This window comes from Arthrobacter sp. P1_C12_2, from assembly GCF_056406415.1.
Genome location: NZ_JBFUAF010000001.1, coordinates 137,287 through 161,289 on the forward strand (window position 1 = coordinate 137,287; position 24,003 = coordinate 161,289).

Annotated in this window: 23 protein-coding genes; 6 read left to right on the top strand and 17 right to left on the bottom strand. The window is 66.2% G+C overall.

Annotation, left to right across the window (positions count from 1 at the left end; translation table 11 throughout):
• Positions 1 to 124 precede the first annotated feature (124 nt).
• Positions 125 to 1,489, bottom strand: a complete 1,365-nt coding sequence (locus tag AC1DZQ_RS00645; protein ID WP_476961646.1) for an MFS transporter — start codon at positions 1,487 to 1,489, stop codon at positions 125 to 127.
• Positions 1,490 to 1,703: 214 nt separating this feature from the next.
• Here AC1DZQ_RS00645 and AC1DZQ_RS00650 point away from each other — a divergent pair, with 214 nt between their 5' ends.
• Positions 1,704 to 2,459 (top strand): FadR/GntR family transcriptional regulator, encoded by a 756-nt coding sequence (locus AC1DZQ_RS00650; protein ID WP_476961647.1) that lies wholly within the window; start codon positions 1,704 to 1,706, stop codon positions 2,457 to 2,459.
• A gap of 105 nt (positions 2,460 to 2,564) precedes the next feature.
• Here AC1DZQ_RS00650 and AC1DZQ_RS00655 read toward each other — a convergent pair whose 3' ends face one another.
• The 3 genes from AC1DZQ_RS00655 to AC1DZQ_RS00665 all read right to left on the bottom strand — a co-directional run bounded on the left by AC1DZQ_RS00655 (position 2,565) and on the right by AC1DZQ_RS00665 (position 5,117).
• Entirely contained in the window at positions 2,565 to 3,341 is a 777-nt protein-coding gene (locus AC1DZQ_RS00655; protein ID WP_476961648.1) for a hypothetical protein, read from the bottom strand.
• A 178-nt stretch (positions 3,342 to 3,519) separates the two neighbouring features.
• Complete coding sequence (locus tag AC1DZQ_RS00660) at positions 3,520 to 4,416, bottom strand: SDR family oxidoreductase (RefSeq protein WP_476961649.1); 897 nt, start codon at positions 4,414 to 4,416, stop codon at positions 3,520 to 3,522.
• Between the two features lie 95 nt (positions 4,417 to 4,511).
• The gene (locus AC1DZQ_RS00665; protein WP_476961650.1) at positions 4,512 to 5,117 is read right to left on the bottom strand and encodes a DnaJ family domain-containing protein; all 606 of its coding nucleotides are present in this window, start codon (positions 5,115 to 5,117) and stop codon (positions 4,512 to 4,514) included.
• 229 nt (positions 5,118 to 5,346) lie between these two features.
• On the opposite strand from AC1DZQ_RS00665, the gene AC1DZQ_RS00670 reads away from it, so the two are divergent.
• From AC1DZQ_RS00670 to AC1DZQ_RS00685, 4 genes are read left to right on the top strand one after another with little or no spacing between them, the layout of a single operon-like run.
• Positions 5,347 to 6,336, top strand: a complete 990-nt coding sequence (locus tag AC1DZQ_RS00670; RefSeq protein ID WP_476961651.1) for a 2-keto-3-deoxygluconate permease — start codon at positions 5,347 to 5,349, stop codon at positions 6,334 to 6,336.
• Positions 6,333 to 7,529: a four-carbon acid sugar kinase family protein gene (locus tag AC1DZQ_RS00675; RefSeq protein ID WP_476961652.1), complete on the top strand. Its 1,197-nt coding sequence runs from the start codon at positions 6,333 to 6,335 to the stop codon at positions 7,527 to 7,529. Before AC1DZQ_RS00670 ends, AC1DZQ_RS00675 begins: the two co-directional genes overlap by 4 nt.
• Positions 7,529 to 8,533 (top strand): 4-hydroxythreonine-4-phosphate dehydrogenase PdxA, encoded by a 1,005-nt coding sequence (gene pdxA, locus AC1DZQ_RS00680; protein WP_476961653.1) that lies wholly within the window; start codon positions 7,529 to 7,531, stop codon positions 8,531 to 8,533. The genes AC1DZQ_RS00675 and pdxA overlap by 1 nt, the downstream gene beginning before the upstream one ends.
• On the top strand, positions 8,534 to 9,298 hold the full coding sequence (locus AC1DZQ_RS00685; protein ID WP_476961654.1) for a DeoR/GlpR family DNA-binding transcription regulator: 765 nt from the start codon (positions 8,534 to 8,536) through the stop codon (positions 9,296 to 9,298). It begins immediately after the preceding gene.
• A 34-nt stretch (positions 9,299 to 9,332) separates the two neighbouring features.
• On the opposite strand, the gene AC1DZQ_RS00690 is transcribed toward AC1DZQ_RS00685, so the two are convergent.
• From AC1DZQ_RS00690 to AC1DZQ_RS00735, 10 genes are all read right to left on the bottom strand, one after another.
• Positions 9,333 to 10,325: an Ldh family oxidoreductase gene (locus AC1DZQ_RS00690; RefSeq protein WP_476961655.1), complete on the bottom strand. Its 993-nt coding sequence runs from the start codon at positions 10,323 to 10,325 to the stop codon at positions 9,333 to 9,335.
• A 63-nt stretch (positions 10,326 to 10,388) separates the two neighbouring features.
• On the bottom strand, positions 10,389 to 11,162 hold the full coding sequence (locus AC1DZQ_RS00695; protein WP_476961656.1) for a carboxymuconolactone decarboxylase family protein: 774 nt from the start codon (positions 11,160 to 11,162) through the stop codon (positions 10,389 to 10,391).
• Between the two features lie 114 nt (positions 11,163 to 11,276).
• Positions 11,277 to 11,969 (bottom strand): GntR family transcriptional regulator, encoded by a 693-nt coding sequence (locus tag AC1DZQ_RS00700; protein ID WP_476961657.1) that lies wholly within the window; start codon positions 11,967 to 11,969, stop codon positions 11,277 to 11,279.
• A gap of 42 nt (positions 11,970 to 12,011) precedes the next feature.
• Positions 12,012 to 12,902 (bottom strand): NAD(P)-dependent oxidoreductase, encoded by an 891-nt coding sequence (locus AC1DZQ_RS00705; RefSeq protein WP_476961658.1) that lies wholly within the window; start codon positions 12,900 to 12,902, stop codon positions 12,012 to 12,014.
• On the bottom strand, positions 12,899 to 13,303 hold the full coding sequence (gene pcaC / locus AC1DZQ_RS00710; protein WP_476961659.1) for a 4-carboxymuconolactone decarboxylase: 405 nt from the start codon (positions 13,301 to 13,303) through the stop codon (positions 12,899 to 12,901). The genes AC1DZQ_RS00705 and pcaC overlap by 4 nt, the downstream gene beginning before the upstream one ends.
• A gap of 2 nt (positions 13,304 to 13,305) precedes the next feature.
• Positions 13,306 to 13,710 (bottom strand): cupin domain-containing protein, encoded by a 405-nt coding sequence (locus tag AC1DZQ_RS00715; protein ID WP_476961660.1) that lies wholly within the window; start codon positions 13,708 to 13,710, stop codon positions 13,306 to 13,308.
• Positions 13,707 to 14,666, bottom strand: a complete 960-nt coding sequence (locus tag AC1DZQ_RS00720) for an NAD(P)-dependent oxidoreductase (RefSeq protein ID WP_476961661.1) — start codon at positions 14,664 to 14,666, stop codon at positions 13,707 to 13,709. The genes AC1DZQ_RS00715 and AC1DZQ_RS00720 overlap by 4 nt, the downstream gene beginning before the upstream one ends.
• On the bottom strand, positions 14,663 to 15,520 hold the full coding sequence (locus tag AC1DZQ_RS00725) for an SDR family NAD(P)-dependent oxidoreductase (protein WP_476961662.1): 858 nt from the start codon (positions 15,518 to 15,520) through the stop codon (positions 14,663 to 14,665). Before AC1DZQ_RS00725 ends, AC1DZQ_RS00720 begins: the two co-directional genes overlap by 4 nt.
• The gene (locus tag AC1DZQ_RS00730) at positions 15,520 to 16,335 is read right to left on the bottom strand and encodes an N-acyl homoserine lactonase family protein (RefSeq protein ID WP_476961663.1); all 816 of its coding nucleotides are present in this window, start codon (positions 16,333 to 16,335) and stop codon (positions 15,520 to 15,522) included. The genes AC1DZQ_RS00725 and AC1DZQ_RS00730 overlap by 1 nt, the downstream gene beginning before the upstream one ends.
• 15 nt (positions 16,336 to 16,350) lie before the next feature.
• The gene (locus AC1DZQ_RS00735; RefSeq protein ID WP_476961664.1) at positions 16,351 to 17,703 is read right to left on the bottom strand and encodes an MFS transporter; all 1,353 of its coding nucleotides are present in this window, start codon (positions 17,701 to 17,703) and stop codon (positions 16,351 to 16,353) included.
• Positions 17,704 to 18,321: 618 nt separating this feature from the next.
• Between AC1DZQ_RS00735 and AC1DZQ_RS00740 the strand changes: the two genes are divergently transcribed.
• Positions 18,322 to 20,349 (top strand): glycosyltransferase family 2 protein, encoded by a 2,028-nt coding sequence (locus AC1DZQ_RS00740; protein ID WP_476961665.1) that lies wholly within the window; start codon positions 18,322 to 18,324, stop codon positions 20,347 to 20,349.
• Positions 20,350 to 20,384: 35 nt separating this feature from the next.
• Here AC1DZQ_RS00740 and AC1DZQ_RS00745 read toward each other — a convergent pair whose 3' ends face one another.
• The 3 genes from AC1DZQ_RS00745 to AC1DZQ_RS00755 all read right to left on the bottom strand — a co-directional run bounded on the left by AC1DZQ_RS00745 (position 20,385) and on the right by AC1DZQ_RS00755 (position 23,982).
• On the bottom strand, positions 20,385 to 21,344 hold the full coding sequence (locus tag AC1DZQ_RS00745; RefSeq protein ID WP_476961666.1) for an MBL fold metallo-hydrolase: 960 nt from the start codon (positions 21,342 to 21,344) through the stop codon (positions 20,385 to 20,387).
• Positions 21,345 to 21,482: 138 nt separating this feature from the next.
• Positions 21,483 to 23,036: a glycoside hydrolase family 32 protein gene (locus tag AC1DZQ_RS00750; RefSeq protein WP_476961667.1), complete on the bottom strand. Its 1,554-nt coding sequence runs from the start codon at positions 23,034 to 23,036 to the stop codon at positions 21,483 to 21,485.
• A gap of 10 nt (positions 23,037 to 23,046) precedes the next feature.
• Positions 23,047 to 23,982 carry a carbohydrate kinase family protein gene (locus AC1DZQ_RS00755; RefSeq protein ID WP_476961668.1) on the bottom strand — a complete coding sequence of 312 codons (936 nt, stop codon included), beginning with the start codon at positions 23,980 to 23,982 and terminating at the stop codon, positions 23,047 to 23,049.
• Positions 23,983 to 24,003: the final 21 nt, after the last annotated feature.

Consider the following 24,003-nt stretch of genomic DNA (forward strand, 5'->3'; position numbering starts at 1 on the left):
TAGAGGCTAGCTGAGGGAAATTGTTCTTGGGACGCCGACTGGTGGCGGCGGACATGTCTGCGGCGGTTCGTCGGTGGGGGTGGTGCGGGGACGTCCCCGGGTAAGGGGGACGCCCCCGGGTCTGTTACGGTTCGGCGTGGTGTCCGGCTCCCGTGGGATCAAGGGCTTCAGCGGGTACGCCTTCGCTGATCTGGCCGGAGCGGCTCAGCACCACCATGAGGATGGCGGAAAGGAGCAGGAAGCCGCCGACGACGAACATCGGGACGGTGTAGCCGCCGGTCCAGTCCTTGAGCCAGCCGGTAACGAAGCCGGCGCTGAAGCCGGCCAGGTTGCCCACGGTGTTGATCAGGGCGATGCCGGCTGCGGCCGCCGCTCCGGTGAGGAACTGGGTGGGAACGGTCCAGAAGTTGGGCAGTGCGGCAAAGATGGCCATGGCCGTGACGGTGATGACGGCGATGGTCGCGGCCGGCGAGCCGGCAAACAGGGCCAGCGGGACGCTCAGGCCGCCGATGAGGGCGGGCAAGGCGATGTGCCAGGTCTTGACGCCGCGCTTCGTGGCGTCCCTGGACCAGAAGTACAGGGCAAGGGCCGCGAACACGTACGGGATGGCCGTGATGAGGCCCTTTTGGAGCACATCGAACTTCGAGCCGTATTGGCTTTCGAAGCCGGCGATGATGGTCGGCAGGAAGAACGCCAGGGCATAGAGGCCGTAGATGAAGCCGAAGTAGATGGCGGACAGCATCCAGACCCTGCCGTTGGAGAAGACAGTGCGGGCGCTGACGTGCTTGTGGCTCGCCTTGGTTTCCTTCTTTTCCGTCTCCAGGGCGTTGGTCAGCCACGTCTTCTCGTCCGGGTTGAGCCACTTGGCCTTGGCCGGGGAATCGGCGAGGTAGAACCAGGCGATGATGCCGACGACGATGGCCGGAACCGAGACCCCGAGGTACATCACGCGCCAGCCCTCGAGGCCGAAGAGGCCTTCCTGCTGAATGAGCCAACCGGCAAGTGGTGCACCGATGACCGTGGTCAGCGGCTGAGCCAAGTAGAACAGGGCCAGGATCTTGCTGCGGTGACGGGACGGGACCCACAGGCTCAGGAAGAGAATGGCGCCGGGAAAGAAGCCGGCTTCGGCCACACCCAGAGCGAAGCGCAGAATATAGAGCCCCTCCACGCTGCTGACCCAGACGAACAGCAGGGAGACGATGCCCCAGCTGACCATGATGCGGGAGAGCCAGCGGCGGGCGCCGAACCTGTGCAGGGCCAGATTGCTGGGAACTTCAAGCAGGATGTAGCCAATGAAGAAGACCCCGGACGCGAAGCCGAACTGGGCGGCCGAGAGGCCGAGATCGGCGTTCATGCCGTTGGGGCCGGCAAAGGCGATGGCCGTCCGGTCCAGATAATTGATGAAGAACATCAAAGCGACAAACGGCACGAGCCGGTATGCCACCTTCTTGATTGCAGATCTTTCGACCACCGATTGTGTGGTGTCCACATTGACTCCTAGATGTTGGTCTCCCAGCGGCGGCCTGCGATGGATGCCTTGGGATGTGTCTCAGTGCCTAGTTCGGGAAAGCTGGCGGGGCCGGTACTAAGCGTGTGATTAACACCATAGAGCTTTCACCCCAAATTGGTCAACCGGTTGACATGTTTAGGTGTGAGGGTAAAGTCTGCGCGGCTGCGCCGGTCCTGGTTGTTACGCTGGGAAGGTGTCCGTTAATTCCGCCGCTTCCACGGCCAAAATCAGTGCCGCGCTCGGTTCCATGGAGCAAGGATCGGTTGTCTCCGAAGTCGCCGAACGGCTTCTGGGCTACTTCACGAGCGGGGAGATCGCCGTCGGAACACGCCTGCCGGCCGAGCGCCAGCTCGCCGCATCGCTGGGGGTCGGGCGCTCCGCGGTCCGCGAAGCCCTCGCCGCGCTGGAGATCCTCGGGATCGTCATTGTCCGCCCCGGTTCCGGGACCTACCTCCGCGACGGCATTTCCGAGCTCCTCCCCCGCACGCTGAGCTGGGGCCTCATGCTGGGCGCCCCGCGCACACGCGAACTCGTGGAGCTGCGCGGCGGGCTCGAGGTTCAGGCCGGCCAGCTGGCGGCCCAGCGGATTACCGATGACGCCCTGGACCGGATGCGCGAAAATCTGGCCACAATGGAGCACAGCCTCGACAACCTCGCAACGTTCGTGGAGGCCGACGCCGCCTTCCACCGCGAGATTGCCGCCGCCTCCGGCAACCAGGTCCTTCAGGAACTGCTGCAGAGCATCCGCTCGCTGCTGCGCATCTGGGTAGACCGCGCCTTGACGGATGAAGGGCACGCGGCGGCGGCCCTGGCCGAGCACCGGGAGATCTTCCGCGCCTTGGAATCGCGGGACGAGGCCGCCGTGACGGCAGCCATGCGCTCCCATATGGGCACGGCATCCCGGCGTCTCCTAGCCGGATTCGACGCCGACCAGGGCGCCACAGACTGACGCCTCCTCCCCCGACACGCGAAATCGCCCGAAACCTGCGAGACCGCCGGAACGTTCCGGCGCATGGGCAGGCTTCCGGCGAATTGGGCCGGGACCGGGGGGCTGCTAACCACGTCTCCTTTCGCGGGCCGGAGCGTCCTTCCCGAACCAGGCGCTAACCAGCAGCCACCCGGACCACACCAGGATCAGGACAATGCCCGCCAGTGTGGGAATGGCGTTCGCCGAGGAGAAGCCTTCTGCCCCGATGATCCAGCCCTGGGCAACGTACGCCAGCCCGGAGAGCGCCATAAGGTAGCCGATCAGCCCAGAGACGCGGCGGGCCCCGACAACCACGGCGCCGGTCAGGAGCAGGGAAGAGCCCAGCAGGAAGCTCTGGTAGCTGCGCATGCCCCATTCCAGCCACCGGATGCCCTCGGCGGTCGCAAACCGGGCGGTCTTCTCCGGTGCCGCGGCGGCAGCCCAGGCGTCCACGGCGTGCTTGAGGGCAACCCCGTCGACGGCTTGGAGCGAGGCATACAGGGCCAGCGCGGCGACCGCCGCCACAACCCCGAACCGGGCAGTCCAGGCCAAGGCCCCGTCCGGCGCCTTCAGGACCACCAACAGGACCAGCAGCCCCGAGATGAGAAGCGCCATGCCAGCGAACTGCCCCAGGTGGACCGCCGTCCAGATGCCGCTGCGGGCGTACTCGGCGAACGTCGCCGGGTGGTCGTTCGCGCTGGCCGTGTCCGCATGGAGCAGCCCGGCAGTCACGGACACCGCGAAGCCGGCGAACGCCAGCGTGGCGGCGAGGCGCAACTGCGCCCGTGGTGATGCGAGCCGCCCCGGTCCAGCTGACGCGCCTGGCCGCGGGGTTTGGCTGTCCTGTGTTCCGAACATCTTCATAGGCACCGCCCGCTCCGTACCGACGCGCAGGTACGCCATGCGCGCGACTAAGCGCAGGCTACGCCGATTGCGCCGGCGAAGCCACGGCCCCCTTGCATCGGCATGCTGCGGCAGGAGCGGCCAGCCACAGGACCATCCGAATATCTGGACAGCGCGGAGGGCCCCAGGGCTGCGCTCCTCAGTGGCCTAGCCGGGCGGCGAAGCGGGCGATTGCGTCTTCCGGAGTTGGCACGGGACCGAAAAGCTCTGCCTGGCGGCTCGTATTTGCCACGTATCGGCCGCTGTCGAACCAGGCCGCCATGGCTCCCATGTCGCTCATTCGCGGGGCAGATTTTCCCGCAAGCTTGCCTACGCCGCGGAGCAGTCCGGTGGGAACGGACACGACGCTAATTTTCTTGTTCGCCAGCCGCGACGCCAGATCAGCGCCTTCCCGCATGCTGATCGGGCGCGTCCAGCCGAGATCGATGCGTTCCCCGTCGGCGATGTCCGCGTCGACGGCTTCCGCGAGATACGTCGCGAGGTCGCTGGACAGCACGAACGTCAGCGGGACGCTCTTGGAGCCGAGCCAAATGATGCGGCCCTTCTCGAACGGGTCACCGCCAATCTGGGCGATCTGATCGAAAAATGCTCCGGGACGCAGCGCGACGAAGGGGACGCCGAGTCCTTCAAGCTTGTCCTCGGCGAGCTTCTTGTGCCAGAAATGCGGCACGTTGGGTGTCTGGTCACTCGTGAGGATGCTGGTCAGCACGAAGCGCGGCACACCGGCTTTGCTGGCGGCGACGGCGAGATTAGCGTTGCCACGCGTGTCGATCTCGTGCGCGTTCTTGTTCTTCCCGGTGTAACCGGCCGCCGTCGTGATTACCGCCGCGGTGCCGGTCATCGCGACGACGAGCGAATCGAGGTCGAGCATATCGCCGCGTACTATCTCGACGCCCTTGGCCTCGAGTTTGCGCGCGTCCGAGGCCGGACGGACAACTGCGCGCACCTTCTTACCCTTGGCAAGAAGCCGGTCGACGACCTGGCCGCCGACTGACCCCGTTGCGCCGACCACCAGGACAAGTTTCTGTTCAGACATTGTTTCTCCTAATAATTCTCTTTGCTGCGATGCTGAACGGACGGACCTAATTCAGGGCAGGGTAGTCGGTGTAGCCGTGGCCACCGCCGCAGCGCCTAGCCGGCATCGTTCCAGAGCCGCCGCCACAAGGAGCGCTTCGGTTCCGGCTCGGGTGGGGCGGTGGCGGCCGCGGCAGCCCGGCGGCCCCGCCAGCGGTCCAGCTCGACGTCGACGTCGCGCGTCTTGGTGACTACCGGCGGTCCGCCCTGAAGCTGCCGCCGGGCATCGATGACCCGGGCGTTGAAGTCCTCCACGATCTCGCGGACCTGCTTTTCGCTGAAGTGGGCATCGAGCCGGGCATCGAGCTCGGCGTCCTCGGTGCGGAGCAGGATCGCCCTCGGGCCCAGGCCGGAGATGTTCTCCCGCTGGATCAGGCCTTTGACCCACCAGTCGGGGTCGTACGCTTCACCCAGCCCCGGGATGGGCTTGCCGGCGTACTTGAGGTTGTCGAACTTGCCCTGCGCCATGGCGTCCCGGATCAGGTATTCGGCCTTGGCAGCGTCGTCGATCTTGGCGCGCTTTTGCCGGAGTTCGTCCTCGGCCGCGTTGAGCGCATCGTTCTCCTGGGCGGTGCTGCCCGAGGCCCGCACCGCACGCAGTTCCGCGGCGCGCTCCACCCGGCGCCGGAACGCACTGCCGGAACCACTCACCCCGCCGCTCATGAACCGTTACCGCCCTCACCGGCCAGGGCCCCATCCACGGCGTTCTCAGTCATGAGACCACGGTAGGCCCGCCCGGATTCCGTGTCGACACCGGCCGGGCCGGGTCCGCACCTTCCAGAAATCTTGCGTGTTTCGCGCAAATCTATTGCGTGAAACATGCATATCGTTCTAGGATCCATTAAGATCGGTTCCGGGAGGATCGGTCTTTCCAACAACAACGAGGTTGAAAATGTCTGTTCCAATCAAGGCCACCATGGAGAAAGTCCCTGGCGGAATGATGCTGATCCCGCTGCTGATCGGCGCCCTTCTTGCGACGTTCGCTCCAGGCTCGGCGGCTTTCTTCGGCTCCTTCACCGGGGCGCTCTTCACCGGCGGTACCACGATCCTTGCCGTGTTCTATGTCTGCATGGGCGCAAGCATCGACATCAAGGCCACGCCCTACATCCTGAAGAAGGGTGGTGTGCTTTTTGGCAGCAAGGTCCTCTTCGCCGTGATCGTGGGGATCGTCGCCGGCCGGTTCCTGGGCGAACTCCCCATTGACGGCGGCCTGCTCACCGGCCTGTCCGTCCTGGCAATCCTGGCGGCCCTCAACGACACCAACGGCGGAATGTACATGGCCCTGATGGGTCAGTACGGCAAGCCCAAGGATGTCGCCGCCTATTCCGTGATGACCCTGGAATCCGGGCCGTTCCTGACGATGCTGACCCTCGGCGTGGCTGGCCTCTCGGCCTTCCCGTGGCAGGCACTCGTCGGTGCGATCATCCCGCTGGTCCTGGGCGCCGTACTCGGCGCGCTGGATCCGGCGATGCGGAAGTTCTTGTCCGCAGCGGCGCCGGTGCTCATTCCGTTCTTCGCCCTGGCCCTCGGTTTCGGCCTGAATCTGGAGAAGGTGCTCAGCGCCGGGCTCCTCGGCGTCGGACTCGGGCTGTTCGTCCTCATCGGCGGAGGTACCGTGCTGTTCTTCGCGGACAAGCTGACGGGCGGATCCGGCCTGGCCGGACTGGCCGCGGCCACCACCGCAGGCAACGCGGCCACGGTGCCGATGCTCGTGGCAGCAGCGAACCCCGCCTACTTGCCCGCAGCGGGACCGGCGACGGTGCTCGTTGCCGCCTCCGTCGTCGTGACGGCCATCGGCTGCCCGCTGATCGTCGCGCGGTACGCCAAGCGCCTCAAGGCCAAGGAAGTCATCGAGACGAAAGTAGCGGCGCACGCGGTATGAGCAAGCATGCACTGGCCAGGTGGGCCATCATCGCGGACGACCTGACGGGAGCAGCAGACGCCGCAGCGGCATACGGTCCGACTCATTCCAGCTCGGTCCTCCTGACGCTGGACGGAGAATGGCCTGACTCCGAAATCCTGGCTATCAACACCGAAAGCCGCTACATGCCCGACGCCCAGGCGGCAGCGGTTGTCGAAAACGCCGTCGGACGGGCCGTTGGGCTGGGCCGGCGGGTCTTCAAAAAGTTCGACTCCCTGCTGCGCGGGAACGTTGGTGTCGAGGTGGCAGCCGCGGCGGCCGGAGTCGCGGATGGCGGCATGGCGATCGTTGCCCCTGCCTTCCCGGCAACCGGACGCACAACGGTCAACGGCATCGTGCACGTCAATGGCGCGCCCAATACGGAGGGCATGTTCGGCGGCGATGTCTGCCGGGCGCTTGCCGCCGGGGGCCTCAGCGCGGAGTCCATCCTCCGCAGCCCGAGCCGGAAGCCGGAGGACCTGGCGAAACTGCTGCACGAGATGCACGCACGCGGGATCCAAGCCGCCGTCGTAGACGCCGAATCCGATGCGGACCTCCGGGCTATCGCCGACGCCGCTGGCCTCCTGGACGTCCCCGCACTGCTGGCCGGCTCGGGCGGTTTAGCGGGCCACGTCGCGGAGCGCAGGGAAGCCAGCGGCCGCGAACTGGCCACCGGTCCGGGCGCTGGCCGGACCCTGCTGGTGATCGGCAGCTACTCCCCTCTGGCGCGGCTGCAGATTCAAGAACTCGTGGCGGCCGGCGTCAGCCACGTGACGCTGGATCACGGGAACCTGTCCGGCGCGGCGGTCCACCGTAAGCTTCTCGAGGCCCTGGACCGTGGCGATGTGGTGCTGACACCGGATCCATCCGGCACCTTGGACAAATCGCAGGCCAACGCCGTGGCGCGCGCTCTGGCGCTGGCCACAGCCGCGGGCATCGGCAAGTGCGGTTCCCTCCTCCTCACGGGAGGCGAGACGGCCACCGCCGTCCTGGCCGAGATCGGCGTCACCAGCTTCACGGTGCTCGGCGAAATCGAGCCGGGGGTCGTCGCTAGCCGTCTCAGCGACCCACTCCCCCTGATGGTCACAAAAGCGGGAGCATTCGGCGACGCCGGCACACTGCTCCGAGCAGCACAATTCCTCACACGTACAACGACTGAAATGAGTAGCAAATAATGGGACGCCCGATTGTCGCCATCACCATGGGTGATGCGGCTGGTATTGGTCCGGAAATCATCGTGAAAGCCCTTGCCGATACCGAGCTGCGGTCCAAGGCCCGCATGCTCGTCATCGGCGACCTCGGCCGGATGCAGCTGGCTTCCCGCATCGTGTCGAGCCCGCTGACATTGCGCAAGGTCACCAGCCCGGCGGAGGCGCTGTTCGAAGAGGGCACCATTGATGTACTCGACGTGGACTGCATTCCTGCCGACCTGCCCTGGGGCGAGTTGTCGGCCGCGGCCGGACACGGTTCCTACCTCTTCATCGAAAAGGCCGTGGCCCTGGCCATGGACCGCCAGGTCGACGCCATCTGCACGGGACCCCTCAACAAAGCCGCTCTCCACGCCGCCGGGCACAAATTTCCCGGCCACACCGAGCTCCTGGCCGAGCTGACCGGCACTGACGAAGTGTCCATGATGCTGACCGCCCCCAAAATGCGCGTCATCCACGTGACCACCCACATCGGCCTCATTGACGCGATCGCCAAGATCAACGGTGACCTCGTCTACCGAACCATCAAGCGGGGCCATGAACTCCTGATCGCGTCGGGCATCAAGAATCCCCGGATCGCCGTGTGCGCCATCAATCCGCACGCGGGCGAGGGCGGACTCTTCGGCTACGGCGAGGAAGCCGAGAAGATCCAGCCGGGCATCGAAAAGGCCCAGGCCGAAGGTATCGACGCCTTCGGGCCGCTCCCGGCAGACACGCTGTTCTTCCTTGCCGGACGGGGGGACTTTGATCTGGTCGTCGCCCAGTATCACGATCAGGGCCATGGGCCGGTCAAGGTCCTGGGGCTCGAGAACGGCGTCAACATCACGGTGGGCCTGCCCGTTGTCCGCACCTCCGTGGACCACGGCACCGCCTTCGATATCGCGGGCAAGAACATCGCAGACCACGAGTCGCTGCTCGAAGCTTTGCGTCAGGCGGTGGACTTGGCGCCGTCGCGCGACGAGAATCTCTAAGTGAACTCAAAAGATAGACGACGCGAGATCGCGTCAGTCCTTTCCGAACGGCCGGTCAGCGTAGAAGAGCTGGCCGGTCGTTTCCGGGTCTCCCTGTCCACGATCCGGCGGGACCTGGAACAGCTGGCCCAGGCGGGCCAGATCCTGCGCACCTACGGCGGCGCCCGGGCGGCCGGTCCAGGCGAAAAAAGCCTCCGCGAGCGAGAGCAGATCGCGACGCGGCAGAAGGCCGCCATCGGCCGTCTCGCCGCGACGTTCGTCGCGCCGGGTTCCGTGAACATCCTCGACGCCGGGACGACGGCGGGCGCCGTGGCCAGCCGGATTGCGGACAGGACGGGCATCACCGTGGTCACGAACGGGCTGACCACCACCCAGCTGCTCGAAAACAGCGACGGCATTGAACTGATCGTCATCGGCGGGACGCTGCGCCACGTGAGCTCCGGCATGGTGGGGCCGCTGGCGGAGCAGGTCATGTCCGCCATCACCGCGGACGCCGCCTTCCTCAGCGCGGACGGCGTCACCTCGGCCCGCGGCCTGTCCGAGGGAACCCCGGAACAGGCATCGCTGAAGCGCATCATGGTCGACAATGCCCGCGAAATCTATGTAGTGGCCGACTCGACCAAGCTCGGCCTGGAGTCCTCCCACTGGTGGACCGCCTTGGAGCGGCCGTGGCATCTCATTACGGACGATGAAGCAACCGAAGAGCAGCTCGAGCCCTTCCGGGGACTGGGAAATGTGCAGATCCACCTTGCGGAGCCAATGTAAACACAGGCACGGTAAACACGGGCACGCCGCCGCGCTAGCGCTGGGCCGCCAGGGCGCGGACGGCATCGAGGACGGAAGGATCGATGTCGAACCCTCCAGCGGCGAGCTGCGCAGCCCGCCGCGCGGCCGACCGTTCGAAGGGCATCCGGACAGGGACTGCCCCATCCGCCTGCCGGGTTGTCCGCATGGCCTCGGAAAACTCCGAGACCTTCGCCGTGAATTCGTCCCCCGGAGTCAGCAGGTCGGGCTGCAGGGCGAGGACAAAGAAGCCAAAGTCCTCCAGCGGCTTGGGGGAAACCGGCGACCCGGCAAGAATGCCCAGCAACTGGACGCTCACGCCCAGGCCGCTGCCCTTGTGTCCGCCCCAGGCCGTGAAGGCGCCGGACAAGGCCTGCGCAGGATCGGTGGTCGGTTGGCCGGAGGCGTCGTAGGCGACGCCGGGCGGCAGTTCGCGCCCCAGCCGCTGCGCAAGGACCACCTGGGCATGAATGATTTCCGAGATCCCGATGTCCCAGATCACCGGTGTTGAGCTGCTGGGAAACCCGAGGCAAAACGGGTTGGTGCCGAACCGGCCCTCCGTCCCGCCGAAGGGCGCCACCCAGGGCGACGCGTTCGAGGCGATCACGGCCACGAGCCCTCGGGCCGTTATCATCTCCGCGTAATAGGACAGCATCCCCGTGTACCAGGTGTTGTTCGCTCCGACCACGGCAAGGCCCACGTCCGTGGCCTTGTCGATGGCGATCTCCACGGCCTGCTGCGCCACTACGTAGCCCAGCCTGTCCCCGCCATCCAGCTGGGCTGACAACGGTGTCTGCCGCGTGATCCGGATGGCGCCCTCGCCATCCATCGGCTTCACCGCCAGCCGCTCACCGATGCTGAGGATCCGGGCCAGTCCGCTGAACGACAACCCCCTCAGTTCACAGTCGAGGAGGTGCCGGATAGTGGTGTCGGCATCGGCAGCAGAGAACCCCAGCCCCCTCAGTGCGGTGATCCCGACTTCCGTGGCGTCCTCCAGGCTGACGAACATCTTCCTGCCTTCCGATCAGACGGCGGCCCGGACCGAAGCCCGCGTGCTGCCTGGGTTGTGGACTTACAACGCGGCCTTTTCGGCTTCGAACGCGGCAATTTCTTCGAGGATGATGGGGGCTGCCGTGGTGGCTGCGTGGATCCCGATGACGCTGGCGATCTCCATGACTTCGAGGATCTCCTCCACCGTGGCGCCGTAGCGGAGCGCGTTCTCCATGTGCAGCTTGGTGCCGCGCTCGTAGAGGTGGGTGGCGGCAATGTCGAACGCGATGTAGATGAATTCCTTGACCTTGGGCTCCAGCGGCCCGTACTTCCAGGATGCGGAGGAGAACTCGGTGTACGCCTCAAGGTATTCCGGATCGAGTTCCAGGGTGTCGTCCCAGGTCTTGTTCCAGTAGCCGCGGTTCTCCGTGAATTCCTTCTTGACCCGTTCCTGGTACTCGGTGAGGGGCTGCCTGGCAGGCCGCGCCCCCGTTTCGTCCAGAACCTCGCAGAGAATGGGCACTCCGACGTTCATGGCGTGCACGCCGAGGGTGCTGGCCAGTTCCACCACCTCCATGATCTCCGCCGAAGTGGCACCAAACCGCAGGGCGGCCCGGACGTGCTGCCGGACGCCCGGGAGGTACATGTGGGTTGCCGCGCTGTCCACGGCGATGTAGATGAACTCCTTGACCTTGTCTTCCAGGTGGTTCTTCTTCCACGGAACGGAGGACATAGACAGGTACCCGGCGAGGAACTCGGGGCTGAGCGCCAGGATGGCCTCCCACGAGTCGCCCCACGTTCCGCGGATGCTGATGAAGTCTTGTTTGATTTGCTGCTGGCGGGCTGTCAGCTCCATGGTTTTTCCTTCTCTGGGATGGGTCGGACGGCCAGTGAGTTGCCTTGGCTGACCCGTTTCGGGCATGGCGGAGCAACTCTCGTTGCTGCGGTGTTGCTGTGGTGTCGGTGGGGGTTAGTCGTCGAAGTCGGCAAGGGCCGTGCGTGCGGCACGCCGGACGTGGGCTGCGTAGAGAGCGGTGGCCAGCGGCACGTCCCGCTTGGCGACGGCCGCGACGATCGCCTCCATCTCTTCGACGGCCTCGATGGCGCGGCCGGGGTGGGAGAGGGAGGCCGCGCGCAGTACGTGCACCCGGGCCTGGATCTGCTCGATGAGCTGGCGCAGCGGATCGCTACGGGCACCAGCGATCAGCACGGCGTAGATGCCGTCCTTGGCCGCGAGCACGGCCCGCATGTCATCGATATGCTCTTCCGTCACCTTGCGGTAGTGCGCAGTGGCAGTCCGAAGGTCACCGATCTCCGGGTCCGTCCCGCGTTCGATGAACCGCTGGACAATGAGTGACTCCAGGGTGGCGCGCACCTCGTAGAGGTCCTCGGCCTCCGAACGCGTGGGCCGGCTGACGATTGCGCCTTTCTGGGGAACAACAGTCACCAGCCCCTCGGAGGAAAGCTCACGGATGGCTTCCCGGACGGTGGTCCTGGAGACGCCGAGCTGCTCCATCAGTTCCCGCTCCACGAGGCGCTGGCCCGGTTTGAGTTGAAGCCCGGTGATGGCGCTCCGGAGCCGGTCGGCAACTTGTTCGCGCACCGGCGCAGCCACGCGTCCCAGCGGCTCGGACGCCCATGAGTCGGCCAATGAATTGGTCACGGTCATCGTGTTCCTTCTTCCTGCGCGCGGATCTGTGCAATCCTACCGGTGGCTGACTGCGGACTCTTGTGAAGTCGCAGCCACCCATCGGGCTATTTCAGTGTGGTCGGCATTGTCCGGCAGTTCTGCAGCCGCTTCTTCCCAGAGCTGGACGGCGGCGTGGCTGAGCCGCGACGCGGCGTGGACCTGGTCGGCGAGGTCCACCGCAATCTTCATGTCCTTGAGCATCAGTTTCAGGGCGAAGCCGGAGTTGTAGGTGCCGGGAAGGATGAAGTTGGGCCATTTGTTCTCGGTGGAGCCGCTCTTGCCGCTCGAGCCGTTGACGATCTGCAAAAGGAGCTCCGGGTCCACGCCGAAGCTTTGCCCGGCCAGGATTGCCTCGCTGCTGACCAGCAGGTGGGTAGCGGACATGAGGTTGTTCAGCGCCTTCGCCGCGTGCCCCGCCCCGACTTGCCCGGCACGCTTGACGGTTCCGAAACAGTCCAAGATGGCGGAGGCTTCCGCCACGTCCTCGTCCGTTCCGCCTGCCATGACGGTCAGCGCCCCGTTTTCTGCCCCTTTCACGCCGCCGGATACGGGGGCGTCGATGAAGGGGATGCCTTTTTGACGCAGGTGTTGTTCGAGGGCCTTGCTGCGAAGCGGTTCACTTGAGCTCATGTCGATGACCAAGGTGTTGGCGGCCAGCTCGGCGTTCACTTCGGGGCTCGTGATGACGCCTTCGACGACGTCGGAGTTGGGCAGCATCAGGATGACGGCGGACGCGCCAACCACGGCTTCCGCCGGCGAGGTGCAGCCGGTCCCGCCTGCCTCCGCCAGCCTGGCTCTGGCGTCCTCGGCGACGTCGAATCCCCTCACGGTGTGGCCGGCCGCCAGCAGGCGCTGCGCCATCGGTGTGCCCATGTTTCCGAGGCCAATAAACGCGATCGTGGTCATGGCGTTTCGCTCACCTTCATCTCGTTAAGCACCTTCTCGGCGATCCGGAACGACTCCAGGGCTGCGGGGACGCCGACGTAGATGGCTGTCTGCATGAGAACCTCCTGGATTTCCTGTTCCGAGACACCGTTGTTGATGGCGCCGCGGACGTGGACTCCGAGCTCATGGGGCCGGTTCAGTGCCGTGAGCATCGCGAGGTTGATCATGCTGCGGCTCCGGCGGTCAAGGCCTTCGCGCGTCCAGACGGCGCCCCAGCAGTACTCGGTGACCAGTTCCTGGATGGGTCGGCTGAACTCGGACACCTGCCCGAGGGAGCGCTCCACATGGCTCGTGCCAAGGACCTCCTTGCGGGTGGCCAGTCCCTCTTCGTACGTGGTGGCGTGGGTGTCGTTGGTGTCCATGGTTAGTCCTTCCGGAGGTCTGCGGTCTTGGTGTAGTCGGATTCCTCGACCGGTTCGGCCCAATGGGTCGGGCCCAGGGAGATCGCGGTGTGCGTCATGAACGAGTCCGCTGCGGCCCCGTGCCAGTGGCGTTCGCCCGGCGGACACCACACGGTATCGCCAGCGTTGAGCACACGGGGGTTGTCCTCTCCCTCTGCCTGGATGAGACCGCGGCCGGCAAGGACCTGGAGGATCTGGCCGTTTTCGTGGTGGTGCCAGTACGTCCTGGCGCCGGGGGTGAAGTTGACGGTGTTGATGGTGACGCCGTCCGTGGAGGCCATCGTCAGGTATGGGAAAGCGGTGCCGCTGAACTGCGAACCGGCCTTGCCTGCCGTGCCGTCCTGCACGGGTCCGTTGATGATCCTCATGGCTGTTCCTGCTCTTCCTGCGGCGCTGCGTGCGGTTCTTCGGGCGCATCAGGGCCGACCGGAGCCGGGTCGAAGAGCCGGACGCCGCCGGATACATCGCCGATGGCGTCGACCACCGTGTTGCTGATCTGCTCGGCGTAGCCAAGGGCGTTGGCCAGGCCGAAGCTCGCGAGCGGCCCCGCGGAATTGGGGCTTGCCACCCCGAGGTCCGACGCCAGCTCGACGTAGGCCAGCACGTCCTTCATCATCAGAGCATTGGTGAGGCCACCCTTGAGGTAGTCCCCCTTGATGATCTTCGGGAACCTGTTCAGCGACGCGAAGCTGACCCCTGAGCTGTTGTTGATGACATCCAGCAGCACCTCGAGGTCCAGTCCGGCCTTCTTGCCGGCGACCATCGCTTCCGCCGTGGCGGACAGGGTGATGGCGTTCAGGAAGTTGTTGATGAGCTTGGTCGTGTGGCCTGCCCCGGATGCGCCGGTGTAGAAGATCTTGCTGGAGAAGAGTTCCAGCGCCGGCCGGGCGCGTTCAAGGACGCTCTCCTCGCCGCCCACCATCAGCACCAATTCGCCCCTTTCCGCGGCGGCCGCACCGCCGGAGATGCCGGCGTCCAGGTAGCTCGCGCCTGCGGCGACCACTTTGCCGGCAATCATGCGGGTGGAGGCGGGGGCGGAGGTGCTCAGGTCGACCACGATCTGCCCGTCCTGGAGGTGCTCCAGGACGCCTCCGTCGCCGAGCATCACGGCCTCCACAACGGCGCTCTTGGGGAGGGAAAGAAGGATGATGTCCGAGCCGTCCACGACGTCTGCCGCGCTGCCGGCGGGGGTTGCCCCAGCCGCGGAGATGTTTGCTGCGACGGGGTCGTAACCCAGCACGTCTTGTCCGGCCTTGGTGATGCAGGTGGCCATGCGGCCGCCCATGTTGCCAAGGCCGATAAACCCAATACGGAGTTCGCTCATTGTCCTGTCCTCTGGAAGGTGTTGCCGTAGATGGCCTCGTCAACGCTGGTGGTGTCCCAGGCCCCGGCGCCGCCGCTGGGGCGGACGGTGTTCACGATGGAGGCACCGCCGTCGGCCGCGATCACCTGGCCGGTCACGTACGCGGAGTCATCGCTGAGCAGGAAGGCCACGACGCCGGCGATTTCCTCGGCCGTGCCGGCCCGGCGCAGCGGGGTGGTGCTGGCGCGCTGCTCCATGTCGTTCTTGCCACCAGTGGTGGTTGCGGCGGCGGCGAAGAGATCGGTGGGTACGATTCCGGGCGCCACCGCGTTGACCCGGATGCCCAGCGGGCCGCCATAAACCGAGCCGCCATGGACCAGCCCGACGACGGCGTGTTTGGAGGTGTGGTAGGCCAGCAGGTCCGCTGCCCCCGTCAGGCTTGCGATGGACGCCGTGATGGCGATGTTGCCGCCGGTGCCCTGCGCGGCGAACTGCCGGAAGGCTGCCCGCAGGCCCAGGAACTGCCCGCGGACGTTGACGTTCATGACATGGTCGAAATCCTCGACCTCGACGTCCGGCAGGGCCGCGAACTTGCCGAAAATCCCGGCGTTGAGGTGGTGCAGGTCCACGCGGCCGAAGGCGTCCAACGCCTCCCGCATGTAGTTGTGGACGTCGGCCTCCCGGGCCACGTCGGCCGCAACGGCGATGGAGCGGGTGGGCAGCGAGCGCGCCACGGCTGCGGCGGCGTCGGCGTTGATATCGACGACGACGACGTGCGCTCCCTCCGCGGCGAGCCTCCAGGCCGAGGCTTTGCCCAGGCCGCCGGCCGCGCCGGTAACGACGGCCACTTTGCCGTCAAAACGCAGGTTGGTCATCACAGTTCTTCCTTTCTGCCGATGGTTGCCGCCAGTCCGGCCAGCGGGCCGGCCGTGACGGGGGTGAACCGCTCCAGGGTGGAAGGGTCGTGGCCCGTCACGAGGTGGCTGGCGGTTGAGTCCATCAGCTGCCGGATCGTGTCGAACCCGGCATACATTTCCCGCACGTCATTGACGAACATGAACGGCAGGTCCTGTTCGAATTCTTCGTAGTAGTGGATGGCGTCGGAGGCGAGCACCACCTGGCCCTCGCTGGTTTGCACGGTGACGATCGACTGGCCCGGGGTGTGGCCGCCGACGCGTGAGATGCGGATTCCGGGAGCAACCGTGTAAGCGTCGTCGAAGGTCGTGATTCTTCCCTCCCCCGCCGCCCGCTTCAGGTAATCCAGTTCCTCGGTTTCGATCGAGTGCTGGAACTGCTTGCGGGCGGCGAAGCTGCTGAGCCAGAAATCCAATTCAGCGCGGGCCATGATGATGTTCGACTCAGGGAACAGATCCAAATTTCCGATGTGGTCATAGTGCGCGTGGGTGACCAAGACCTGCGGTGCATCCCCGGGATCGACACCCAGGGCGGCGAATGCCGCGGCCGGCTCGATCAGGAAGGTGCGGTTCCGCACCTCCCCGCCGTGCCGGGAGAAGCCGGTGTCGACGACGACGGTACGTTGCCCGTTGCGGATCACCCAGAAGAAGTAGTCCATGTCCATGGGCTCATCAGCCGTTTTGTAGATGTGGAAGTTCAGGTACACGTCGCTCTTCACTGTGGATCGGGTACCGAACTTCACAATGCTGACTTGATACGTATCGCTGTGCGTCATGCTCGCTATCCTCGCTTAGGCAGTGACTTTGGCAGCCTCGACCGGCCCGGGCGTCTTCGCGTGCCAGTCAATCTCGTCGCTGAAAATATCCTGCTTGCTGCTCTCCGGGAGCCACTTGAGCAGAACCACCACGGCGATCAGGGCGATGAAGACCTGGTAGAAGGCCGGGGCGATGGGGTTGGCAGTGCTGGCGGCCAGGAACGCGCCGATGTAGGGTCCGGGACCGGCGATAAAGGCAAGGGCGAGGTTGAAGCCGATCGCGCTGCCGGTGGCCCGGGTGGACGCCGGGAAGAGCTCGACGAGCATGACCACCGTGGTGACGGAAACCAGGCACTGGATGGCGCCCAGCAGGACCAGGCCGAGAATGATCAGGGCCGGATTGCCGGTGCTCATCAGCAGGAAGACCGGGATGGGTAGCAGGACATAGCCCACCGTGCCCACGAGGTTGGGGATGCGCCGGCCGTACTTGTCCGAGATCATGCCGGCGATGGGGCAGAAGACCATGTAGATCAGCAGGCCGATGGCGCTGAGCATCAGGGCATTGGGCCGCGGGATCTTGAGGGTCACTTCGAGGTAGTTCACCACATACGTAGCCAGATAGTAGTAGCCGAGGCCCTGGACCGCCGCGAAACAGATGGTCAGGCCGACAGCCTTCAGGTTGCGCTTGAGCTTCGGCGCAGGGACCGCGGAGGACTCACGGTTCTTCTTGATTTCCTTGAACACCGGGGTGTCGTCCAGCCGAAGCCGCACGAACAGCCCGATCATGGCCAGCGGCGCGGCGGCCCAGAACGGGATCCTCCAGCCGAAGTCCATCAGCTGGTCCTTCGTCAGGATGTTATTCAGCCAGAGCGCGAATCCGCTGCCGGCCACGGTGGCGAGGGCGGCCGTTGCCGAAATGACGCTGGCGTAGGTGGCGCGGCGGCGGCGGGGGGCTCCTTCAATCAGGAAGGCAGCGGACCCCGTCCACTCGCCGCCGGCGGAAAGCCCCTGGATGCAGCGCAGGAGTACCAGCAACAGAGGAGCGGCGACGCCGATGGCGGCGTAGGTCGGGATGAACCCGATCATCGTGGTGGCCAGGCCCATTGCCAGGACCGAGAAGCTCAAGGCCGCGCGGCGGCCGTACTTGTCACCGATCGGCCCCAGGATGAACCCGCCGAGCGGCCGCATGAGGAAGCCGACTGCAAAAACGCCCAGGGATGCCAACAGTGACACCACAGGGCTCTGGTCCGCGAAGAAAAGCTGGCCGATGATGACGGCGAAGAACCCGTACACGGCGAAATCGAACCACTCCATGAAGTTGCCAACGCCAACTGCGAAAGCGGCCTGGCCCAACTTCTTGTGCTGCATATCAGCTTCATTGATGCTCACTAGTTACCTCCTCGTAACTCTCGATGGAGCGGCCGCTACGTTGCGATGGCTCCTTCCCTAAATTGTACGACAATCGTACAGTCCGTCAATAGGCCTTCCGAAAAGTAATGTTGCAGCCCGGGCATCTTGGCCGGGGCGGGATCCTTATACTCCCGTAACCCGGCGTTAACCCATCGGTGCGAAACTGGGGACTTCGGATAAAACCAAGCACCCTTCCCATCCTTTCTGCACAGCGGATCCCGAGGAGTTGCAGCCGTGAACAACCAAAACCACAGTGCGTCCGCAAGCCCCCAACAAACCAGCCGAGAGCCAGCGGCACAGGATCAGAGCAGCACGCATGTCACACATGTCCGCGAAGACGTGGCCATGGCCGGCCGGTGCGCCAACGTCCACCTGCCCACCGGGCGCACATGCACGTTGCCCGCACGCCACCCCGGCTCGTGCAACTTCGTCGGGCCCGAGGACGCGGAAAACGTCGCAACGCAGTAGATCTAAGCGCCCCCATACACGCGCCCATCCGCAGTTTTGCGCAAGGATTCCGGCGGATCCGGTCACGGGTGCCACGCCGCGGCTACGCTGATCGGGCAATGAGCCCCGGATCTAGCTGAGGGAGATCACGTGCCTCGTGAAGACCTGCAGCAGCGCGCCGAGAACGCATCGGCTCAAAGACTGCCAGCCGGAAAATCATCCGCTGCGGCGCGGCCGGTACCACTTGACGCCACGGCCCTGACCCGGGCCGGCCTTGCGGGCTGGGCCGCCCGGCTGGGACCTCCCGGTCCGGAGGCACCCCGGTCCCGGCGGCTCGCCCATGTGGGCGGCATCGCGGCCATCGCCGCCCTGGTCCTGTACCTGACGTGGCGTGTCCTGTTTACGATGCCGTCGGGTGAATGGAACCTGACCATCGCCTGGATCCTGGTCACCTTCGAGGCCCTGCCGCTGGCCGGCCTCGTCCTGAAAGCGTGGTCCGTGTGGAACATTGACAGCCGTCCGCCGGCGCCAGTGACGGAGGCCCCCAACGGCATGCGGGTGGCGGTGCTGATCCCCACGTACAACGAGCCCCTCGAGGTGCTGACGCCCACGGTCGCCGCGGCCTGCGAGCTGGCCCCGGCGCATGAGACGTGGGTCCTCGACGACGGCGACCGGCCCTGGGTCGAACAAATGTGCATCGCCTATGGTGCCCGGTACGTCCGCCGGGCCGTCCACGACCATGCCAAGGCCGGCAACATGAACCACGCCCTGGGCCTCATGGCCGCGGAAAAGGCCGCTGGCGGCCCCGGCCTCGACATCATCGCCGTCCTGGACTGCGACCACGTCCCGCTGCCCACGTTCCTCACCGCCACCCTGGGCTGGTTCGAGGACCCCGGGATCGCCCTGATTCAGGGTCCGCAGTCGTTCTACAACGGCGGCGCGTTCGACGACGACGGCATCACCGGCGAGCAGGGCACCTTCTTCAACGTCCTCATGGCGTCCCGCAACGTTCCCGGCGCCGGACCGTTCTGGTGCGGGTCGACGTCGTTGTTGCGCCTGAGCGCCCTGGCGGAGGTGGGCGGTGTGGCGACAGAGACCATCACCGAGGACATGCACACCACGCTCAAACTCATCCGGCGCGGCTGGCGGACCGTCTACCACCACCAGACGCTCGCCGTCGGGCTCGCGCCGGCGACGCCGGACCAGTACCTGCTGCAGCGGCGGCGCTGGGGCATGGGTGCGATGCAGATCCTCGTCCACGAGAAACTGTGGGCGGCGAAGGGCTGGATGTCGTGGCGGAACTACCACGAATACCTCAACGGCACGCTGTGGTGGCTGGAGGGCATCGCCACACTGGTGGCCTTCCTGATTCCGATGGTGATCATGCTGTCCGGGGCGCAGACCTCCACCGCCGGCCCGTTGCTCTTCACCGGGGTCTTCCTGGTCATGTTCACCGTGCGGCTGTGGGGCTCCAAGCAGCTCATGCGCAACGAAATCCACTGGCCCACGGCTTTCGCCCTGCGGATCTTCCGCGTCCCGGTGGGCCTCGCCTGCCTCTGGTGGCTCATGTCCCGGAACATCCTGGAGTTCCAGGTGACGCCCAAGGGCGCCGCCGACCTTCGGCTCCGGGGCCGGACGCCGCGCATCCTGATCGTGATGGTTGCCCTCATCACCGCGGTGATTCTGTATGCGGCGGCCGGGCTGGCCGGGCTGGTGCCCTGGCGCACGTCGCCCGGTTCCACGGTGGCTTCGGGCGCCTGGCTGGTGCTCGCCGGTGTGGTGCTGGTGCTCGGGACGCGGCGGATCCGGGCCGCCGAGTTTGCCACGTCCCGCCGCAATGCGCACCGGATAGAGGTGTCCGCGCCGGTGGAGGCCGAGGGCACCGGCGGGGAACTGCTGGACATTTCGGTCGGCGGGGCTGCGGTTCGCTTCCCGCACGGAACGCTGCCGGCCTCGGGTCCGGTCATGCTCCGGCTGCCGGCGGCCGCGCCGGTCCGGCTGCAGGTCATCCGCACGACCGGGCAGCCGGACGGCACCGAGATCGCGTCCCTGCGGGCGGCCGACGACGACTGGGCCACCTACCGTGCGCTCTCGTTGTGGATCTTCCACACGCCCGCAGGGGCGCTGCCGGATTTTCCGCCCGGCGTCCCGGCCGCGGCGTCGCTGCGGGGGCGCTGAGGGTTAGAGGCCGGGCGGCGGCAGCTGCCGCTGCCTTAGTCCGCGTCGAGGCAGAGGATGAAGCCGGGGAACACGTGCCGGCCGGGGCGTCCGCCCACCTCGTCGATGGCCCGGCGGATCTGCCGGAGTTGCTCGACGGTCATCTGCAGCGGTGGTTCGTCGGGCTGGTACGTGGTGAAGATCGGATAGTCGACGCCGGGCTCCCGCGACATTTCGATGTGGCAGCCCAGGACATGGGTGACGGGATGCGTGCTGCAGCACCCGATCAGCCGGTCGATGGTGCGGACAAACGCCGGCCAGTCCTGGATGTACAGCCGGCCGGGATACACCGTGTCCCCGGTGAGCAGGAACCCGGTGTGGGGATCGTAGAACGTGACCGCCGCGTTGTGGTGCCCCGGGCTGGGCCAGCATTCCAGGACGCGTCCGCCCAGATCCACCTGCGCGGGCAGAGCCGCGCCGCCGCCAAAGGCGCCAGATGCGCCGTCGTCGCCAAACCCGTCGCCGTCGTCGCCGGAATTGCCAAAGCCCCCGGAAGCGCCGGTGAATCCGAAGAATTCCCACGCGCTGTCCCGGTCCGCGTCCACCACAACGGTGCCGGGGCGGCCGGCGAACTGGGCATCGCCCGCAACATGGTCGCCATGCGGATGGGTATGGAGGACAAGGAGCCGGTAGCCCTCGCGGGGGTGCTCTGCAAGCCAGGCCGCCACGAGGCCGTCAACAACGCGGCGCAGCGGGAAGTAGTCCGGGGATGCGGTCGCGCCGGTATCGATGAGCACGGCCCGGGCGTTGCCGAACAGCAGAAACATGAACGGCGCCTCATAGTTCACCGCCATGTTCTGGCGCAGGATGAACGTGTGCTCGTCGTAGGCGTGGACCTGGATGTCAGGGTCCGTGTTGTGCTTCGCGGATTCTGAGCCGTGGATCCAGGAAACATCAAGATCACCGGAACTGGGGTGGCCTGCGGTGAAGTCGATCAGCTCCGGGGGCGTGTCCATGCGTTCTCCTGTGTGCGTCAGCTCTAGTGGCGGGGTGCGGCGGACGTCGCGTCCGCGGTGACACACCACCACTCCATGATGACCGGTTCCGTCGGCGCCGGCGCGGGCCGCGCCGACACTACGGTTCCGGACCGCGCCTCAACGGATGGCGACGACGGACAGTTTGCTCAGGGTGACGTCCCCGCCGTCCGCCACGAGGCAGACGGTTCGCCCGCCGGGCGCCGGAAAGACCAGATCCGTTATGGTGCCCTCACCGTGCTGGGCGAACACTTCCACGGAGCAGTGATCGAGCACGATCTCCAGTGCCAGCACGCCGTCGCGAAGGGTCACCGGGCAGGACTCGACGGACGGAAACAGCGGATGGAAGCCCGCGTTGCCGGAGGCTGTCCGGTCCACGGCCAGTTCCCCGGAGGCCGCGTCATAACGCAGCGTCGTCTGGCCCGTGACCTCGCCGGCGGGCCCGGTTTCGCGGAAGTCCAGGCCAAAACGGCGGGCGGTACCCGCCAGGAATTCCGCCCGGATGATCAGCGCCTCGCCGTATGAGGAGCTGTGCACCGGGTGCGAGGAATCCTCCACCGTCACGGCACTGGCAAGTTCAAAGGACCTGCCCCGGGACTCCGGCAGGTCCGGCAGGACCGGCTTTTGAATCAGTTGCGGCTGGCCGTCGACCATGGCCAGGCTCAGTTCCCGTGCGAGCGACATCGCTGACCGCCAGGGACCGGTGGGCGTCTGGTTTGCATAGTCCCAGTTGCTCATCCAACCGATCATGATGCGCCCGTTGTCCGGGGCGTTGCTGAAGGACACTGCCGCGTAGTAGTCCCTCCCCCAGTCGAGCCACAGACAGTGTCGGAGATCCGTGGTCCCGTCGGCATCCGCTGGAACGAGTGAATCAGAGTCTGCGGTGAACTGCACCCCATCGAAGTCGCCGACGAAGTACTGCCCTCCCGAGCCGCCGGCCACGGCACCCGGGTTGATATTGACCACCAGAACCCACTTGACGCTGTCCGGGTCGCCGTCGACGGGGAGCGGGAACAGGTCGGGGCATTCCCATTCGCCTCCCGTGGCGTTTGCAGGGCCGAAGGTGCTCAGGTATTCCCAATCCTTGAGGTTGGCCGAGCGGTACAGCACAACCTGCTGATGCTGGGCCTCCACCGCCACCATGACCCAGCAGGAACCGGCCGGCCCCTCGTAGCGGAACACCTTGGGATCCCGGAAATGGGCCGAGCCGCGGCCAAGCACCGGGTTATCCGCGAACTTCGTCCAGGTCATGCCGTGGTCGGCGCTGTAGGCCAGCGACTGGGCCTGGGTCCCGGCACGGGGTGAGCCCTGCTTGTACGCGCTGGTGTAGACGGCCACCCACGGCGGGGCGTCAGCGGTGCCGAGTCCGGAGCTGTTTGCGGTGTCGATCACGATGCTGCCGGAAAAGACGTCCTCATCTGCGTCGGCGGCAATGGCAACCGGGTGTTCGGTCCAGTGCAGAAGGTCGGTTGAGGTGGCGTGTCCCCAGGACATGTTGCCCCAGACGTTGCCGTGCGGGTTGTTCTGGTAGAAGAGGTGGTAAGTCCCCTCCCAGAAGACGAGCCCGTTGGGGTCGTTCAGCCAGGTGTTCTTCGCGGTGTAATGCAGGACGGGTCGGCCGGGCACGGGCTGGCCGTCCACAGCAGTTCCACTCAGTGTCTGTGTCTCAGTCATCGCTGTTCTCTCACGAAGTCGGGGTCAGGGTAAGGGCTGCCAGGAGTTCAGCGCTGGACGGCGGGTTTGCGCCTCTTCGTCCCACCGTGATGGCCGCCGCGCAAGCGGCCGTGCCGCCCAAGCGGGCCAGGTCCTCGGAGTCGAAACGCGCTGGCGCGTCGCTGATGAGCCCTGCGATCAGGGACGCCATGTACGAGTCGCCGGCACCCACGGTGTCCGCCACGGCGGCCGGGGCCGCCGTGATATCCACAGCGGCAATTGCAGAGCGCAGGTGTGATCCGTCTTCTCCCAGGGTGACCACGGCCAATGCGGCGCCGAGGTCCAGGATCCTGGAGCTGACGTCCGGGGCCGACTGCCCGGGGTAGAGCCATTCGGCGTCCTCGTCGCTGAGTTTCACAACAGTGGACAACGCGGCAAATTCCTCGAACCAGGCCAGGGCCCGCCCGTGGCTGCCCAGGAGCGCCGGGCGGATGTTCGGGTCATAGGTGATAAGGCACTGACCGTAAAACAGCTCCAGCAGGTTCAGTACGCGTTCGGCGCCCGGCTGCAGGAACGCGGCCAGCGAGCCAGTGTGCAGGACCTTCGGCAGGAAAGTCGGATCGATCCGGGGAAGGGACCATTCGAGGTCGAAGTCGTACCGTGCGGCGCCTGTCCCGTCCAGGACGGCGGTGGCCCGGGAGGTGCGCGGCAGTCGTTCCGCACCGGGCATGATCCGGACCCCGGCGGCGGCCAGGTGCCCGTGGATGCGCCTACCGTGCTCGTCCGGCCCCAAGGCGGTGAGCAACGCGGTGTTCACCCCGAGGCGGCCCAGCCCGTAGGCGACGTTCATGCCGGACCCGCCGGGAAATTCGGCGGCGCCGCCAGGGGTCTCGATGATGTCGATGAGGGATTCCCCGACGACGACGACATCCGTTTCAGGGCAGGGTGAAACTGGGGTGCTGTGCATTTTGAGGTCCTTGGAAGGTTG